Here is a 15,288-nt window from a genome sequence, read left to right on the forward strand (position 1 = left end):
CCGCGCGGCCGAGTTCAGTCACTGGAGACGATGTGGCCGTCCTCGTCGAGCAGGGGATGCAGACGCGTGGGTTCCTGAGTGTTGACGTCGGACGGGCGCGGGCCCTCGGGTCCGTCAGCGCCCCAGCGCAGCAGACGGCGGGTGCGGGCGATCTGGTAGACGGTGCCCTGGAACTCCAGCCGGTTCACGCGGCCTACCCGGAGCGAGGCGGCGGCCTCGGCGTATTCGGCCAGCGGTCCCGCCTTCCGGGCGCCCCCGTCACCCTCCGTCTCGGTCTCCGTTCGGGCATCCGCCTCCATGGGGCCGTCGACCGGGATGAGGCCGTTCATGCGTGGCCATGCCCAGGTCAGGGCGAAATCGAGGGACCGCCGGGCCGCGTGGGCGGTGGCGTGCGGCCCGCTGACCGGGGCCCAGGAGTTCGTCGACTGCTCCACGACCGTGAACGTCGGGGGCAGCAACAGGATGTCCGGATGCGCGGTGACCGCCCGGCGCGAGTCTGCGAGTACGTCCTTGGGAAACCGGTCACCGGAGTAGCACTGGTCCCGCAGCGCGAGCTGTTCCGCGACCTGGGTAGGGGTGACCGGAGCCGCCGGGTCCAGGACCAGACCGTCATCGACGGCCGGCCCCCTGGCCCCACGGGACCAGTCCGGAACCAGGGGTTCGGCATCGGTGGGGCGCGGCCCTTCCATCTCGCCCAGAGCGCCGACGGCCGCGTACTCCTCCGCGCGCACGATCCGATAGCGCGTCCCGGCCACGGCGAGTTCGTCGATGTGCTCGCTCTCCAGGACGGCCACCGCCGCCAGCAGGGCGCGTCGCTCCGCCGGGTCGTCGACGTCGTCCTTCGCGCGGAACCACAGCCGAGAGTTCAGGCTGTCGCGGGCCTGTTGCGGGCAGCCGAGCGTCACGGCGACGATCACCCGCCACACGTGCCCGTCGCCGTCGCCCTGCGCCGCCACCCCGAACAACGGGCCCCGCACGACCAGATTCCCCGTGCGGGCCACGGCGTCGAGCGCGTCCGCCTCCACCGCCGCTTCCACCGGCTCCACCGGCACCCGCACCACCATCGGCCGCGCCCCGCCCCGTCCTGCGTCCCCATGCTCCATGCCGCCATCCTGCCGACCCGGAACGCGGCCGTCCCTGGATCAGCGGATCGGCCCCCTCGTCCACACGCGGGGGTTACGCTGCGCCCTTCGCCCCGCCGGCCGGGCGGAGGGGGGCTCATCGGCACGGCGTGCCGCCTAGGCCGTCGGGCCCGTCATCACCATCCGGGCGATCTCCACCCGCGACTTGGCGCCCAGTTTGCGGTAGGCGCGGGTGAGGGCCGCTTCCACCGTCTTCACGCTCACCACGAGGCCGGCCGCGATCTCGCGGTTGGTGGCGCCCTGGGCGACGCGGGCGACGACGCTGCGCTCGGTCGAGGTGAGCTGGTCCGACCAGGAGCCGGCTTCGGGCAGCGGGGCGGGGGCGTCCTGGGCGCGGTCGCGTTCGGCGCGGGTCAGGCTGATCCAGGGGCGGGCGTCGGCCTTGGTGAAGATGCGGAGCGCGCCCGCGAAGGCGGTCCGGGCGCCGGCCTCGTCGTGGAGCAGCCGCCGCACCCGGCCCAGGGCCGCTCTGGTGCGGGCCTCCTCCAGGGGGTAGCCGGTGGCTCGCAGACGCGTGGCCGCGCTCTCCAACGTGCGCACGGCGAGGCCGAGTTCACCCCGGCTCGCGTCGACCGACGCCGAGGCGCGGTCCAGTGTGGCCAGGACGCCGGGGCGGCCGAGTCGCTCGGCCTGGTGGCGGGCCACGGCGATGACCGCCGCCGCCTCGTCCGGTGCGCCGGCGGCGGCCAGGGCCTCCGCGAGGTCGGCGTGCCACCGCCGGGTCGCCGGGTCCCGCTGGCCCTGTGCTGTCTCCAACTCGCCCGCGCGCCGCAGGAGTTCGACGGCCTGGGCGCTCTGTCCGCAGAACAGTCTGATTCGTCCCTCGGCGTGCAGGGCCCGGGGCAGGAAGAGCCGGTCGTCGTCGTCCTCGCTGTGCCGTCGCGCGGTCTCCGCCGCACTGAGCGCCTGCCCGAGACTGCCCCCGGCCGTCTCGGCGAGCGAGAGCGCGTACCAGGCGGGCCCCTGGCTCAGGCCCGCCTCTTCCACGATGCGCAGGCTCTGGCGGGCGATGGTCAGGGCGGGCCGGCACCGTCCGCGCTGGATCTCCACCTGCGCGAGACCGATGAGGCACTGGCTCAGACTGTCGGCCGAACCCCGCTGACGCAGCCGGTACACGAGGGTGCGCAGCTCGGCCCGCGCCTCGTCCAGCTCGTCGCGCACCAGGTGGAAGCGGTACTTGAGGTAGACGGGCCCGTTGTGGTGGGTCATGGCGTGGACGTCGTGCGGGGCGGCGAGGGCCGCGGCCAGGGTCGCATCGGCCTCCGGCAGTCCCAGGAAGAGTTCGAGGGCGGCCTGTTGGGTCAGGGCCATGAGCTCGGTCCTGCGGTCGCCGGTGCGCGCCGCGAGCCCGGCGGCGCGCACCGCGTGGCCGTGGGCGCGTGCCGCGGAACCGCCCACCATCCACTCCCGCCAGCTCATCCGGTAGTGCAGCTGGGCCAGCAGTTCGGGGTCGCCCGCCGCGTCGCGCACCGCCTCCGGGAACACGTCCGCGATCTCGGCCATCGCCTGACCGCAGGAGTCGATGACCACGTTCCAGGCACGCACCCGGTCGGCCGGCCGATCGGCTTCGCCGAGCACCTCGTGCGCGAGCTGCCTCGCGAAGTCCAGGTCTCCGGCCTCGATGCCGTCCTCGGCGGCGGTCAGCCTCCGGTCGATGTCGACGTACGCGAGACCCGCGGGGGTGTATTCGGCGGCCAGCCGGCCGAGCCTGGCCGCCGTGCCCGGAGCACCCCGTCGGCGGGCCGCCGAGGCCGCGGCGGCGAGCCGGGACGCCACGGCCTGATCGGGCCCCGCCGTCAACTGGGCTATGTGGTGGGCACGTTCGACCGCGTCGTCGGACGCTTCGGCGAGCGCCCGGTGTGCGTCCACCAGACGCTCGTACGGGGTCTCGGCCCGCAGCACCATCGGTGTGAGCGGATCGAGGAACCTGACGGTCCCGTGGTCCAGGGCCGTCAGGACGCGGACGACACCGTGCCGTACGCAGATGTCCAGATCGGCCGCGGCGTCACGGCGGCCCGCGCGCCGCAGCAGTTCCACCGTGGGACGCACCGCGGCACCGGCCATGACCAGGGTGTCCCGGGCACTGGCGGGCAGGGCGCCGAGCCGCTCGACGACGGGCCGGCGCAGGGAGTCCGGGACGGGCAGCGGGTCGGCGGAACCGGGCGACCCGGCGCCCTCCAGCCGGACGCGTTCGTCGAGGGCCGAGCTCAGTTCGAGGGCGGTACGGGGGTTGCCCCCGCTCGCCTGGTGCAGGCGCGCGATCAGCGGGCGGCTCCAGGCGGGGTGGTCGTGCCGCTCCAGGAGCTCGGCGAGTTCATGAACGGCCAGGGGCGGAACCACGATCCGGCGGACCGGCGCCGGGCACAGTTCGAGGGCGCCACCGGAGTCGTCCGCATCGCGGCACAGGGGCGAGGCCTCGGGCCCCGTGCGCACCGCGGCGAGTACGGAGAGGCCCGGATCGGCGCGCCGGGCAAGGTAGTTGAGCAGTTCGGCGGTGGGACGGTCGAGCCATTGCGCGTCGTCGATGACCAGCAGGAGCGGTCCCGTGCCGACGAGCCGGGCGAGCACCTTGCGAACCGCGATCCGCAGGACCAGCGCGTCACGCCCGGCGGCCGCACCGGTCCCTTCGTCCGGCTCGGCATCCATGGGGTGGGCGCTGCGGAGCAGAGTGCTTTCGAGTACGGCCCTCTCGTGTGCGGCGAGTGCGGTCAGGGTGTCGTCGGCCACGCCGGTCAGCAGGTCGATGAGCCCGAGGAAGGGGCTTTCGCGCTCGGCGGGGGACGGTGAACAGCGCAGCACGCGGTGTCCGAATCCGCCCAGGTCCTGGGCCAGTTGGGACATCACCGTGGTTCTGCCGATCCCCGCCGGTCCGGTGAGGAGCACACCGCCGCCACGGGCCAGATGGGCCCGTGCGGTGTCGCGAAGGGTGCCGCGCTCGACGGCGAGGCGGCGGGTGCCTGTCGGCAGGGTGGTCGGCTCGGTCATCACAAGCCCCTCCGGGCGCAGCCTCGTCGCGCGGCCTCGTTCACGCCTCAGACATCGGTCACGAACCAGGCATTGATGGTGCCGCGCCGAATGTAGGACCGCCCCGGATGAAAGGTCAAGACCAAAGGTCGAGACCAATCAAGGAGCCGGCGACCGCTGTTGAGGGGTGGGCCGGCTGCCCGCCGACATGCCGACCGGGCCGCCGGTCTAAAGACCAACGGCCCGTTCGGGCAAGGGAGTTGCTATCGCTCGGCGGGGTGGCTCAGCAGGCGCCCCCGTCCTTCCAGACGGCCCAGGAGCCGGGTGCGCCCGGCTCGGCGCCGGTCGAGTACCACTGCGAGGACCACTTGTGTCCGTTGTACGCGACCTGGTCGCCCGGCACATAGCTGGTGGACGCGCTCCAGGCCGGGATGCTGCCGCAGCCCTGCGGCGGGTTGCCGCCGCCGCTGATGGTCCACGTGAAGGAGGCCGTGCCGGTGGCGTTGTCGGTGTTCTTCGCCGTGACCGTCACGCTGTAGGTGCCCGCCGTGGTCGGCGTACCGGAGACGAGACCGGTGGAGGAGTTGACCGACAGGCCGGCCGGCAGACCGGTCGCGCTGTAGGTGAGCGTCTCGCCACCGGGGTCGCTCGCCTGGATCTGCAAGGAGGCGGCGGTGCCGACGGTGCCGGTCTGGTTGCCGGGGTTGGTCACCGAGGGGGCGCCCGGCTGGCTGTTGCAGCTGCCGGGTACGGGGTCGGTCCCGGTGACGCTGACCGCGGCCCAGGCGGCGTCGATGGTGTTGTACTCGGTGCAGTGCGCGCCGTACAGGTCGGCGGCGGCCTTCAGCGAGTCGGTGCGGGCCTGGTGGTAGTTCTCACTGCTGTTGGCGTAGGAGGCCAGCGCCTTGTACCAGATCTTGGCGGCCTTGTCGTTGCCGATGCCGGTGACCGTGGAGCTGTTGCAGGTGGGGCTGTTGCCGTAGCCGTGGTCGCCGCTGCCGACGGCCGCGAGGAAGAACCAGTGGTTCAGCGGGCCCATCGAGTAGTGCGGGTCCAGGCTGCCGTTGCCGCTGTTCCAGCAGTTGGGGGACTGGCCGTCGAGGGAGGGGTTGTACATGTAACGCAGCGGCTTGTTGTCGCCGTTGATGTTGATGAGCTCGCCCATGGTGTAGTCGGGCTTGTCGACGGGGTTGTTGGCGTAGAACTCGACCATCGTGCCGAAGATGTCGCTGGTGCCCTCGTTCATGCCGCCGGTCTCGCCGGTCTCGTCCCAGCCGGTCAGGGCCCCGCTCACGCCGTGGCTCATCTCGTGCCCGGCGACGTCGAGTTCGACCAGCGGGCGCGCGTTGGACTGGCCGTCGCCGTAGGTCATCTGGGTGCCGTCCCAGAACGCGTTCACGTACGCGTTGCCGTAGTGCGTCCGCGACGGCACGCCCCGGCCGTCGCCGAAGATGCCGTTGCGGCCCTGGACGTTCTTGTAGTAGTCGAACGTCTCCGCCGCACCGTAGTGGGCATCCGCCCCGGCGGACGCGGGGTCACTGGTGGAGCCGTTTCCGAAGGTGCCGGTCGAGCTGGTGAAGACCGAACCGGTGCCGCTGGTGGCGTGGTTGAGGTTGGTGGTGTACCCGTTGCCGTGCGAGGGGTCCGTCATCGAGTACCCGCTGCCGCTCTGGGTGACGTCGAGGGAGACCCTGCCGCTGTAGATCGTCTGTCCGGTGCCGGCGACCGTCGGTGCGGCGGCCTGTGCCGCCGCACCGACCTTCGAGGTGCCGGCGTTCGCGGCCCCCTCGGCCGCGAACGTGCTCACCTCGTCATTGGTCCGCACGACCTTGCCGGTGCGGGCGTCCACCAGGACGTGCAGGCGGCTGGGGGTCAGGTCCGGCCGGGTGCCGTTGACGACGGTCTCCCAGACCAGAGTGGCGTCGGTGCCCGCCATCCGCACCGCGAGGTGCGAGGCGGAGACCGAGTCGATGTGCCCCTCGAAGGCACCCCTCGACGCCTTCACGGCGTCGGCGGCGGCCAGTTGGGGCTCGGTGGAGACCGCCCCCGAGGTCTCCGAACCGGTCGCGAGCGACTGGTAGGTGCCGTCCTTCCTCAGGTGCACGATGACATCGCCGCCGTACGTGGGAAGCCCCTTGTACGTGCGGTCGAAGCGGACGGCGGCGGAGCCGTCCCGGTCGACCACCAGGTTGCGGACCGAGAAGGAGTCGCCGTCGGCCTTGTGGGCGGCACCGGCGTGCGCGCCGAGCGCCTTCTGGGCGGCGTCCACGACACGGCCGCGAACGGCGGGAGTTGGGTCGGCCGTGTACGGGGCCGCGGCGAAGGCGCCGGGGCCGGCGGTCGGCGCGGGGTGCGGCGTCGGCGCCGCGGTGGCGGCGGGCAGCGCGATGGCGGATGCGGACACACAGGCCAGCGCGACCGTCAGGAGTCTCGCGGCTCTTGGTATCTCCATAGGAGTGGGGGTTCCTTTCACCTCGGGCAGGGGGTGTCCGCCGTTGCTGCGCAAGGCAGTTGGGGAAGCAGCGGACAGGTACGGGGGTGCTGTCGACGCCGCTCGTGGCAGGAACCGCGCCGACGCACGAGTGTCCGCGACGGCGCACGCGGCAGCCAGGCACTGGGGCGAGGGAGAGGGGTTTCCCTATCCCCCCGCGCCGCTCGGCGAGGCCGGGCGGGGGGTGTAGGAATCGTGACCGGGGGCAGCAGAAAGCGTGTCCAGACCGTACCGACCGGAGGTCCCCCCATGCTGATGGCCCACCCCGCAGTGCTGCGAGAGCTCCTCGACGAATACACCGCGCTCAGCGCCCTCGACGCGAAGGAGGGAAGAGAGGCGACGCGCCGTCGTCTGGCCGACGTGACGTACACCCTGTGCGTGTCCACGGGGACGCGGGACATCGACGCCGCCGTGATCGCCGCCCGGCACCGGCTGCCCGGAGCGCGCACCTTCGACGACTCCGTGGTGAGCGCCGTCAGCGCCTGAAGGCCGTACGTTCCCGCCAGAAGGACACGTGTGGTGTGCAAGACGCGGGCTTCGACAGAGCAGTTGGGGCGCAGCCGGCCCGCGCCGGCCATCATTCGGAAGGACCCCGCATGACGGACAACCCCGCTCCCGACATCCGGGATGTGGCCGTCCTACGAGAGGAAATCGCGCGGCTGCGCGAGGAAGCACATCATCTGAGGGCGCAGGCCCGCACCCGGCCGCTGATCTCGCACGCCCAGGGAATCCTGCAGGAGCGCTATCGGCTGCCGGACGCCGAGGCCGCCTTCGCCCTGCTGCGGATCGCCTCGCAGCACCACAACGTGAAACTCCGCGTGCTCGCCGAGGCGGTCGTCCGAAGCCCAAGACCCGAGGGCCGTGGCAGCCCCTGGTTTCCCGGCCCCTTGCCCCAGACGCCCCCGTCGCTCGAATCCATCGGGCTCGCCGTCACCGACGACGTCGACCGCGGCACGGTGCTGCGTGACGTGCTTTCCCAGACGCTGGCCATCGTCGGCGCGGACATGGGCAACGTCCAGATCGCGGACCCGGCCGCCGACGAGCTGCGCATCGTGCGGCACACCGGTCTTGACGCACGGTTCGTCGAGCACTTCGCCGTGGTCGGCGCCGGCACCACGTCCTGCGCCCGAGCGGCCGCGGGCACCGAACTCACCACCGTCCACGACGTGGCCACCGACCCGCTCTTCAGTGACCCGGACCGCCGGGCCATCCTGCTGGCCGGCAGCCGCGCCTGTCACAGCATTCCGCTCGTGGACGAGGACGGCACCTGTGTCGGTGTCGTGTCGGCCCACCTCGCACGGCCCACGGCCGATCTGCACCCGGCCCAGGCCAGGGCGCTCCACGCCGTCGGGCACGAGGTGGGCCGGTGGCTCGGCCGACAGGAACGCGGCGTGGTGCGCGCGGCACTGGAACACCTCCACGTCCTGGGGCGCCTGAGCGCGGGCGGCTCGTGAGGCACTGCTCGTGGGGCGCAGTTCGTTTCGTGGGCGTCGGGGGCCCGAAGCGTTGAGAGAGGCGGGGGAGGCGGGAGCGTCCGCCACCCCCGCCGTCCGCCGGCTCACACCTGCCCGCGCCAGGCTCCGGTCTCCACGCCACGGCTCTCGATGAACGTCTTGAACCGCTTCAGGTCCTGCGTGATCTGGCGCTTGACCAGACCGAGCTTCTCGGCCGCGTTCTCGACCGGGCCGTGAGGCTCGTGCTCCAGTTGCAGCATCACCTTCGTGTTCCGGTCGTCCAGGCGGTGGAAGGTCACCACACCCGCCTGATGGACCTCGCCGTCGACCGTGGTCCAGGCCACGCGCTCATCGGGGATCTGCTCGACGACCTTGGCGTCGAACTCCCGTGACACACCATCGACCTTCGTCACCCAGTGGGTGAGCTTCGGGGTCCGCTGCTCGATGCGCTCCACGCCCGCCATGAACAGCGGGAACTCCTCGAACTGCGTCCACTGGTTGTACGCGACGCCGACCGGGACGGCGACTTCGACGGACTCCTCGACCTTCGCGACCTTCGACATGAATGCGACTCCTTTCGCCGTGTTCGTCTGCGGTGCCGAGCCGCGTACCCGAGTGACGCATGAGTACACGTCTTACGCATGAGTGCACGTCGGCCACGGTGGTCGTCCCGGCCCGGACGCGGCTCGTCGCGCACTGTCCCGGATGGCATGCCCGCAGCCGGGTACGCGTCGCAGGGCCGAGGAATCAGGAGGCGATACCCCATGACCACCCCACCGTCCCGGCACAGTGCGGACGGCTCGTCCGAGCCGGTACAGGAACTGGTCCAGCGTGCCTCGCATCAGCTCACCGAGCTGGTGCGGGCCGAAATGCGCCTGGCACAGGCCGAGTTGAAGGAGAAGGGCAAGCGGTACGGCAAAGGCGGCGGCCTGTTCGGAGGGGCCGGCCTGACCGGGTTCCTGACGCTCCAGGCGCTGGTCATCACGGCCATCTGCGCCCTCGCCGTCCCGCTGCCCGCCTGGAGCGCCGCGCTGATCGTGACCGTCGCGCTGGGGCTGATCACGGCAGCCCTCGCCCTGAGCGGCAAGAAGGAGGTCACCCGGGGCGGGCCGCCCGCGCCCCGGCAGACCGTCGAGAGCGTCAAGTCGGACGTGGCGGAGATCAAGGAGAGTGCACGGCGATGACCCAGACCCCCCAACCCGGTTCCAGCGGTTCGGGCCCCGAGCAGCTCGGCCACGAGGTCGAGCAGGCGCGCCACGAACTCGGCCGCACCGTCGAGGCGTTGGCCGCCAAGGCCGACGTCAAGGCACGCGCGCACGACCGGGCGAGTGAACTCAAGGAGCAGGTGGGCACCCGGGTGGCCGAGCTGACCGACGAGGTCAGGACCGCGGCACACGTGGTGCAGGACAAGCTGCCCGCGGCGCCCGCACCGGTGCGTGACCTGGCCGGGCGGGGCGCCCGCTCCGCCCGTCAGCACTCGACCGTGCTGTTCGCGGTGGCGGGGGCGACGGCCGCCGGCTGGTTGCTGCTGCGCCGCCGCGATCGGAGGCGCTCATGAACGCGGTGAAGATCGCCTACAAACCGGTGGGCCTCACCCTCGGCATCCTCAGCGGCGTTCTCGCCGAGCGTCTCTTCCGGCGGGCCTGGCGCCTGATCGACGACGAGGAGGAAACCCCCGGCGCCACCGACGAGGACCGCACCTGGCAGGCGGTGCTGCTCGCTGCGGCCCTGCAGGGCGCGATCCTCGCGGGTGTCAGGGCCGCCGTCGACCGCGCGGGAGCCACCGCGACGCGGCGCGTGACAGGCACGTGGCCGGGCTGAAGTCATCACCTCGCACGACGGCGTGCGCCTGACCGCGCGGCACCGAGGCGGCTTCCCCGTGCGGATTCGCTCTACTCGGGGCGGGTCAGGCGCAGCCCGGCGAAGTCCTGGGGGTCGGCATCGCTGCCGCCGAGGACGTATGCGGCGGGAAGCACGACCAGCCCCCACGCCAGGCCGCCCAGCCAGCGCAGCAGCGCCTGGTGCGGCCGGGGGCGGCCGCCGTCCGCGGCGCGTACGACACGGATGCCTGCCAGGGCCTTGCCCGCACTCGCGCGGGTGGCGACGGTGAGGGGCACGTGGTTGAGGAACGACCAGCCGAACAGGCCGGCCGCGAAGCTGATGCCCAGGCCCGGAGCGTTCGGGCCGGGCCCGCCGGGCATGCTGTCGCGGGTGAGTACATAGCCGGTCGCCATCGCGAGGCCGCAGCCGAGCGCGAGCAGCCCGTCGATCACCGCCGCGACGTATCGACGCCCCGTACCCGCCGACGTACCGACGGCCGCCGCCCCGCTCATCCGTTCCCCCATGCTCAAGTGCGTTGGTGAGCGCGGCCGTTGCGAAGGAAGCGGCGTCGGCCACGCGATCAGCGCTCCGTGCGGAGCGCTCCCCAGCATTTCATGGGTGACGGCGACCGGCGCCGCCCACCTGTTCCATCCGGATTTCATCGGTCCTCCCTACCGTCGGTCGCCGACGAACGGGGAGGGTTTCGATGACGCCTTTCAGACCATGGCTCGGCAGACTGCTTCTGCTCTTCATGGCGGGTGTGGTCGCGCTGAGCGTGACCACACCCGCCGCCGCCAAAGCGGCCGACTCGTCCGACCGGGGCGGCCGGATCACTCGCAGCGAGGTCATCTGGCGGGCCCAGAACTGGGTGGACCAAGCGCCCTCGTACAACCAGAAGGGGTCCTATCCCGGGCCCGGCGGTGACTACAACTACCGTACGGACTGCTCGGGTTACGTCTCCATGGCGTGGCACCTCGATGCCAACCCCAGCACCCAGGGGCTGCCCGGATTCTCCCGCGAGATCGGCCGCGACGAGCTGCGCGCGGGGGACGTGCTCAACTCGTTCTACGACCACGTCCTGATCTTCCACGAGTGGACGGACGACCACGGCGGGTTCTCCTACTACAGCTTCGGCGGGGGCAGCAGCGGCGTCGCGCCGCCCGGCCACTTCTACGCCAACATCAACAACGCCAGCCTCGACGGCCACCCCAACGGTGACTACAGGGCGCTGAGGTACCTCAACATCATCGACGAGTCCGCGACCCGGCCACACCCGTACGCCTCGGGCCGGGTGGTGTCGGGCCGTTCCTCGGACGGCCGTCTGGAGAGCTTCGCGGCCGGCGCCGACGGGGTGTGGCACGCGTGGCAGACGGCGGTGAACGGCGGCTGGTCCACCTGGCGCCTGGAGGGCGGCCCGCGCAACGCGCAGCTGGCGTTGGCGCCGAACGCGGACGGCCGGCTCGAACTGTTCGCGCTGTCGGACAGCACGCTCGACCACATGTGGCAGACGGGCCCGAGCGCGAGCTGGTCGGGCTGGGAGAACTTCGGCACGGGTGGCTACCGGCTGGCGGCCGGCAGCAACGCCGACGGCCGTATCGAGGTGTTCGCCTCCAACGCGACCGGGGTGTTCCACCGTTGGCAGTCGGCGCCCAGCGGCGGTTGGGCGGCCTGGGAAGGCGTGGCCGGCGGCCCGGCCAACTCGCGGCTCGCGATGGAGAACGCTCCCGACGGGCGCCTTGAGGTGTTCGCGCTCTCGGACAGCACGTTCGGGCATCTGTGGCAGACCGGTGTCAACGCCGGCTGGTCCTCCTGGGAGAACTTCGGCACCGGCGGCCACGACCTGGCCGTCAACCACAACACCGACGGACGCCTGGAGGTCTTCGCCTCCAACGCCACCGGTGTGTTCCACCGCTGGCAGACCAGCCCGACCGCCTGGTCGGAGTGGACGGGCACGGGCGGGATTCCCTCTGCCGAACTCACCACCTCGCGGTCGGTCGACGGCCGGGTCGAGGTGTTCGCCATCAACGCCGACACCGCGAGCCACTCCTGGCAGACCGGCCCGAACGAGCCGTATTCCGCCTGGGAGAACTTCGGCACCGGCGGCACCGAGATCGGCGCGGCCAACAATGCCGACGGCCGCATCGAACTGTTCGGCACCAGCCACGCCGGCGTCTATCACCGCTGGCAGACCGGCTTCTCCACGTGGTCGGAGTGGGGGTATCTGAACGACTCGGGTCCTGCGGTCAACTAGCCCTTCCCCCAAGGAACTTCCGCGCTCGTCGGCGTCGAGTGAACCGGCGTCGCGGAAGGTCCACGTCCAGCCCTGTCGACCGGAAGCGGATGCGTCGTGCGTAGTTCCCGAGTGTGGTGGGCCGTGCTCACCCTCGTACTGCTGGTGGCGGCGGCCCTGCCCGCCGTGACCGGTCCGGCGCTCGCGGCGGCGGGGCCCGGCCGGGTGGGAGCCGCGCCGTTCGTGCGGGTCTACGACCCGAGCGCGGGCGAAGCGACGCCCTGGTACCTCAACGACCACACCTTCGTACAGGACGCCCAGGGCCTCTGGCACCTGTTCGGCATCACGCACGCCGAGCCGGCCGACGACCAGGACGAGACCACCTTCGCGCACGCCACCGCGCCGAGCCCGCACGGCCCCTGGACGAAGCGACCGCCGGCCCTGACCGCCGATCCCGCCCTGGGCGAGACCCATCTGTGGGCACCTCATGTGATCAAGGACGGTTCGACGTACTACATGTTCTACGCGGCAGGCGGGGCCGACCCCGCCAACTCCGCGCTCAGCATGGCCACTTCGACCGATCTGTACACCTGGACCCGCCACCCGGGCGGCCCGCTGTTCCATGACGGGTACGAGGCGCGCGACCCCATGGTGGCCCGGGTCGGGGACCAGTGGGTCATGTACTACACCGCGACCACCGACCCCGGCGGCGGACATCATGTGGTGGCCTGTCGCTCCAGCACGGACCTCGTGCACTGGAGCAACCGGTCGATCGCCTTCACCGACCCCAGCAGCGGACAGGGCGCGGGCAACACCGAGTCGCCGTTCGTGGTGTTCGCGGCGGGCACCTGGCATCTGTTCCTCGGGCCGCGCGGCGGGTACGCCGGCACCGATGTGTTCTGCGGGTCCGATCCCCTGCGCTTCTCCGCCGACCAGCTCTGCGGCCATGTGTTCAGCCACGCCGCCGAGGTGATCAGCGCCGAGGGGCGGTGGTGGATCAGCCATGCCGGCTGGGGCCAGCGCGGGGTGTGGCTGGCCGGCCTCGACTTCACCAACGGCAGCGGGCAGTACGCGGTCGAGGCGAGCTCGGACCCCGGGGAGCGGGTGGTGATCGTGTCCGGCGCCGACGGCCGGCAGGAGGCGTTCGCCGGCGGCCCGGACCAGGTGTGGGGGCGGTACCAGACCGTACGCGACGGGCCCTGGTCCGACTGGTATCCGTTCGGAGGCCCGAAATCGGCGAACCTGGCCGTGGCACGCGACCTCGACGGACGGCTCGAACTCTTCGCGTCCGGCGAGGGCCGGGTGGACCGCCGTGCGCAGTCGGCGCCGAACGTGTGGCAGGGCTGGGAGAACTTCGGCACCGCCGCGCACGATCTGACCGTGGCACAGAACGCGGACGGCCGTCTTGAACTCTTCGCCGCCGGACCCCAGGGCGTCTACCACCGCTGGCAGACCACGCCGAACGGCACCTGGGCCGGGTGGGAGGCCTTCGGCGGTCCGGCCGACCCGGTGATCGCCACCGGCCGCGACGCGAGCGGCCGGATCGAGGTCGTCGCAGCGGCAGGCGACACGGTGTACCGGCGCGTGCAGGCACTGCCCAGCGGCGGCTGGACCCCCGGGTTCGAGCAGTTCGGCACCGTGCCGGGCGTCACGCACCTGGCGCTCAACCGACGCCCGGACGGCGCGCTCGACCTGGTGGCCGGGGGATCGACGGGCCTGTGGCGCAGGGTCCAGGCCGAGCCCTCGGGCGCCTGGTCCGCTTGGGGCGCCTTCGGCGGGCCGGCGAGCGCGCGGGTCCATCTCGGGCGGAACGCCGACGGCCGGATGGAGGTCTTCGCCACCGGCCCTGCGGGCACGGCACACCGCTGGGAGAACGGCTCCGGCTGGTCGGCGTGGGAGAGCTTCGGGCCGGGCGCCACCGGCACCGGGTTCGGCACCAACGCCGACGGCCGTACCGAGATCATCGCCGGGACCCCCACCGGCCCCCTGAACGGCCGCTACCAGCTGGCGCCGAGCGGCAACTGGTCACCCTGGGCGCCGATCGGAGGCCCGCCCCTGGCCTGAACGACCGTCCGCGCCGATGCCGAACCCAACCCGTCAAGCCGCTCCGTACTGGTGAGCCGGGGCGCCCTGCCATTCGATCTCGGGGGAGTCCCCGTCGACCATCGCCTCCGCGTCGGTCTCGTCGATCCCCGACTGCCGCAGGAACTCGATGACGTCCAGGTCGGAATAGGCGACACCGATGTCCTGGCCGAGCGCGCTGACATGGCGGCCACCGCGCCCGAGTGGCCGGTGCACGATGATGGGCGGTTCGCTCATGCCTCCACCCTGGCTCGCCCACCCGGCCACCGCATGCCGGGACGAAGCACGCGGGGGGTCCCGAGGCGGGGAGCGTCGGACCGGAGGCGTCGTCTCCACCGTCGCGGGGAACTGGCGGCCGGCGGGTCGGGTCCCGGGCGGCCGGCCTCAACTCACCTTCCCCCGGCGGTAACCGGCCCAGATCGGTCCGCCGGCCTGCTGGAGAACGCCGTGCACGGCTTCCGCGAACTCCGCTGACCCGCCGGGGCGGTCGGCGATGGCGGAGGCTGCTGCCCCGGTCAGCCGGCGGTGCAGCTCGGGGTCGGCCGCGGCGAGGCGCCGGGAGAGCCATTTCGCGGCGCCCAGCCAGTGTCCGCCGGTGAGCAGGGCGAGTTCGGATGCGCCCCGGAGCAGCGCAGCCACCAGGTAGGTGCGCTCCAGCGGGTCGGTGCAGCCACGGAAGTCGTCGAGGGTGTCCGTGAGCGCGTACCGCCGGTCCTCGCACTCGGTGGCCGACAGGGGCGGGGGGCCCGCCGCGAGTCGTCGCCGGGATTCCGCCTGGAGCGTGGCGCCGAGGCCGTCCCTGTCGGTCAGCAGCAGGCCTTCCGCGCACATGGCCAGCAGGGGCGACTGCCGGGCGGCCGTCTCCCGCTCGGCGAACGACCGCCAGTCGGCCTCGGTCTGGACGAACAGCTCCACCGGCCAGTCGTTGTGGACGAGACTCTCCCGGAACGGCGCGGGCGGCCCGTCCAGCAGCACCACGATGTCGAGGTCCGAGGTGGCGGTGCGGCGCCGCGTGAGCACGCTGCCGGCCAGAAAGGCGGCCCGCGCCTCGGGAAACCGACTGTTGACCAGTTCACTGGCGGTCTGCACATGATCCATGACCCC

At 72.3% G+C, this 15,288-nt stretch carries 14 protein-coding genes; 7 read left to right on the plus strand and 7 right to left on the minus strand.

Going from position 1 to position 15,288, the window contains the following annotated elements; all coding sequences use genetic code 11:
• Nucleotides 1-14: 14 nt before the first annotated feature.
• The 3 genes from ACFYZA_RS14460 to ACFYZA_RS14470 form a co-directional block, all read right to left on the minus strand.
• A complete protein-coding gene (locus ACFYZA_RS14460; protein WP_388490410.1) occupies nucleotides 15-1,103 on the minus strand; it encodes a DUF5954 family protein in 1,089 nt (362 codons plus the stop codon).
• 135 nt (nucleotides 1,104-1,238) lie between these two features.
• Nucleotides 1,239-4,127 carry an AAA family ATPase gene (locus tag ACFYZA_RS14465; RefSeq protein ID WP_388490413.1) on the minus strand — a complete coding sequence of 963 codons (2,889 nt, stop codon included), beginning with the start codon at nucleotides 4,125-4,127 and terminating at the stop codon, nucleotides 1,239-1,241.
• 262 nt (nucleotides 4,128-4,389) lie between these two features.
• Nucleotides 4,390-6,558, minus strand: a complete 2,169-nt coding sequence (locus tag ACFYZA_RS14470; RefSeq protein ID WP_388490415.1) for a M4 family metallopeptidase — start codon at nucleotides 6,556-6,558, stop codon at nucleotides 4,390-4,392.
• A gap of 288 nt (nucleotides 6,559-6,846) precedes the next feature.
• Between ACFYZA_RS14470 and ACFYZA_RS14475 the strand changes: the two genes are divergently transcribed.
• Entirely contained in the window at nucleotides 6,847-7,083 is a 237-nt protein-coding gene (locus ACFYZA_RS14475) for a DUF5133 domain-containing protein (RefSeq protein ID WP_382595204.1), read from the plus strand.
• 110 nt (nucleotides 7,084-7,193) lie between these two features.
• Nucleotides 7,194-8,051 carry an ANTAR domain-containing protein gene (locus ACFYZA_RS14480; RefSeq protein ID WP_388490417.1) on the plus strand — a complete coding sequence of 286 codons (858 nt, stop codon included), beginning with the start codon at nucleotides 7,194-7,196 and terminating at the stop codon, nucleotides 8,049-8,051.
• A 104-nt stretch (nucleotides 8,052-8,155) separates the two neighbouring features.
• On the opposite strand, the gene ACFYZA_RS14485 is transcribed toward ACFYZA_RS14480, so the two are convergent.
• Nucleotides 8,156-8,614, minus strand: coding sequence for an SRPBCC family protein (locus ACFYZA_RS14485; RefSeq protein WP_382595211.1), 459 nt, complete (start codon nucleotides 8,612-8,614; stop codon nucleotides 8,156-8,158).
• A 201-nt stretch (nucleotides 8,615-8,815) separates the two neighbouring features.
• Between ACFYZA_RS14485 and ACFYZA_RS14490 the strand changes: the two genes are divergently transcribed.
• From ACFYZA_RS14490 to ACFYZA_RS14500, 3 genes are read left to right on the plus strand one after another with little or no spacing between them, the layout of a single operon-like run.
• Nucleotides 8,816-9,235: a phage holin family protein gene (locus ACFYZA_RS14490; protein ID WP_382595214.1), complete on the plus strand. Its 420-nt coding sequence runs from the start codon at nucleotides 8,816-8,818 to the stop codon at nucleotides 9,233-9,235.
• Nucleotides 9,232-9,609, plus strand: a complete 378-nt coding sequence (locus ACFYZA_RS14495; protein WP_382595217.1) for a DUF3618 domain-containing protein — start codon at nucleotides 9,232-9,234, stop codon at nucleotides 9,607-9,609. Before ACFYZA_RS14490 ends, ACFYZA_RS14495 begins: the two co-directional genes overlap by 4 nt.
• The gene (locus ACFYZA_RS14500) at nucleotides 9,606-9,872 is read left to right on the plus strand and encodes a DUF4235 domain-containing protein (RefSeq protein ID WP_382595225.1); all 267 of its coding nucleotides are present in this window, start codon (nucleotides 9,606-9,608) and stop codon (nucleotides 9,870-9,872) included. The genes ACFYZA_RS14495 and ACFYZA_RS14500 overlap by 4 nt, the downstream gene beginning before the upstream one ends.
• A gap of 71 nt (nucleotides 9,873-9,943) precedes the next feature.
• On the opposite strand, the gene ACFYZA_RS14505 is transcribed toward ACFYZA_RS14500, so the two are convergent.
• Entirely contained in the window at nucleotides 9,944-10,396 is a 453-nt protein-coding gene (locus ACFYZA_RS14505; RefSeq protein ID WP_388490422.1) for an RDD family protein, read from the minus strand.
• Nucleotides 10,397-10,578: 182 nt separating this feature from the next.
• Here ACFYZA_RS14505 and ACFYZA_RS14510 point away from each other — a divergent pair, with 182 nt between their 5' ends.
• Nucleotides 10,579-12,123 (plus strand): M23 family peptidase, encoded by a 1,545-nt coding sequence (locus ACFYZA_RS14510; RefSeq protein ID WP_388490424.1) that lies wholly within the window; start codon nucleotides 10,579-10,581, stop codon nucleotides 12,121-12,123.
• Between the two features lie 96 nt (nucleotides 12,124-12,219).
• Nucleotides 12,220-14,166: a glycosyl hydrolase family 32 gene (locus tag ACFYZA_RS14515; RefSeq protein ID WP_388490426.1), complete on the plus strand. Its 1,947-nt coding sequence runs from the start codon at nucleotides 12,220-12,222 to the stop codon at nucleotides 14,164-14,166.
• A 33-nt stretch (nucleotides 14,167-14,199) separates the two neighbouring features.
• Here ACFYZA_RS14515 and ACFYZA_RS14520 read toward each other — a convergent pair whose 3' ends face one another.
• On the minus strand, nucleotides 14,200-14,421 hold the full coding sequence (locus tag ACFYZA_RS14520; protein ID WP_382595236.1) for a hypothetical protein: 222 nt from the start codon (nucleotides 14,419-14,421) through the stop codon (nucleotides 14,200-14,202).
• A gap of 147 nt (nucleotides 14,422-14,568) precedes the next feature.
• A complete protein-coding gene (locus tag ACFYZA_RS14525; RefSeq protein WP_388490429.1) occupies nucleotides 14,569-15,282 on the minus strand; it encodes a nucleotidyltransferase domain-containing protein in 714 nt (237 codons plus the stop codon).
• Nucleotides 15,283-15,288 lie beyond the last annotated feature (6 nt).

This window comes from Streptomyces sp. NPDC001828 (assembly GCF_042892175.1).
GTDB lineage: Bacteria > Actinomycetota > Actinomycetes > Streptomycetales > Streptomycetaceae > Streptomyces.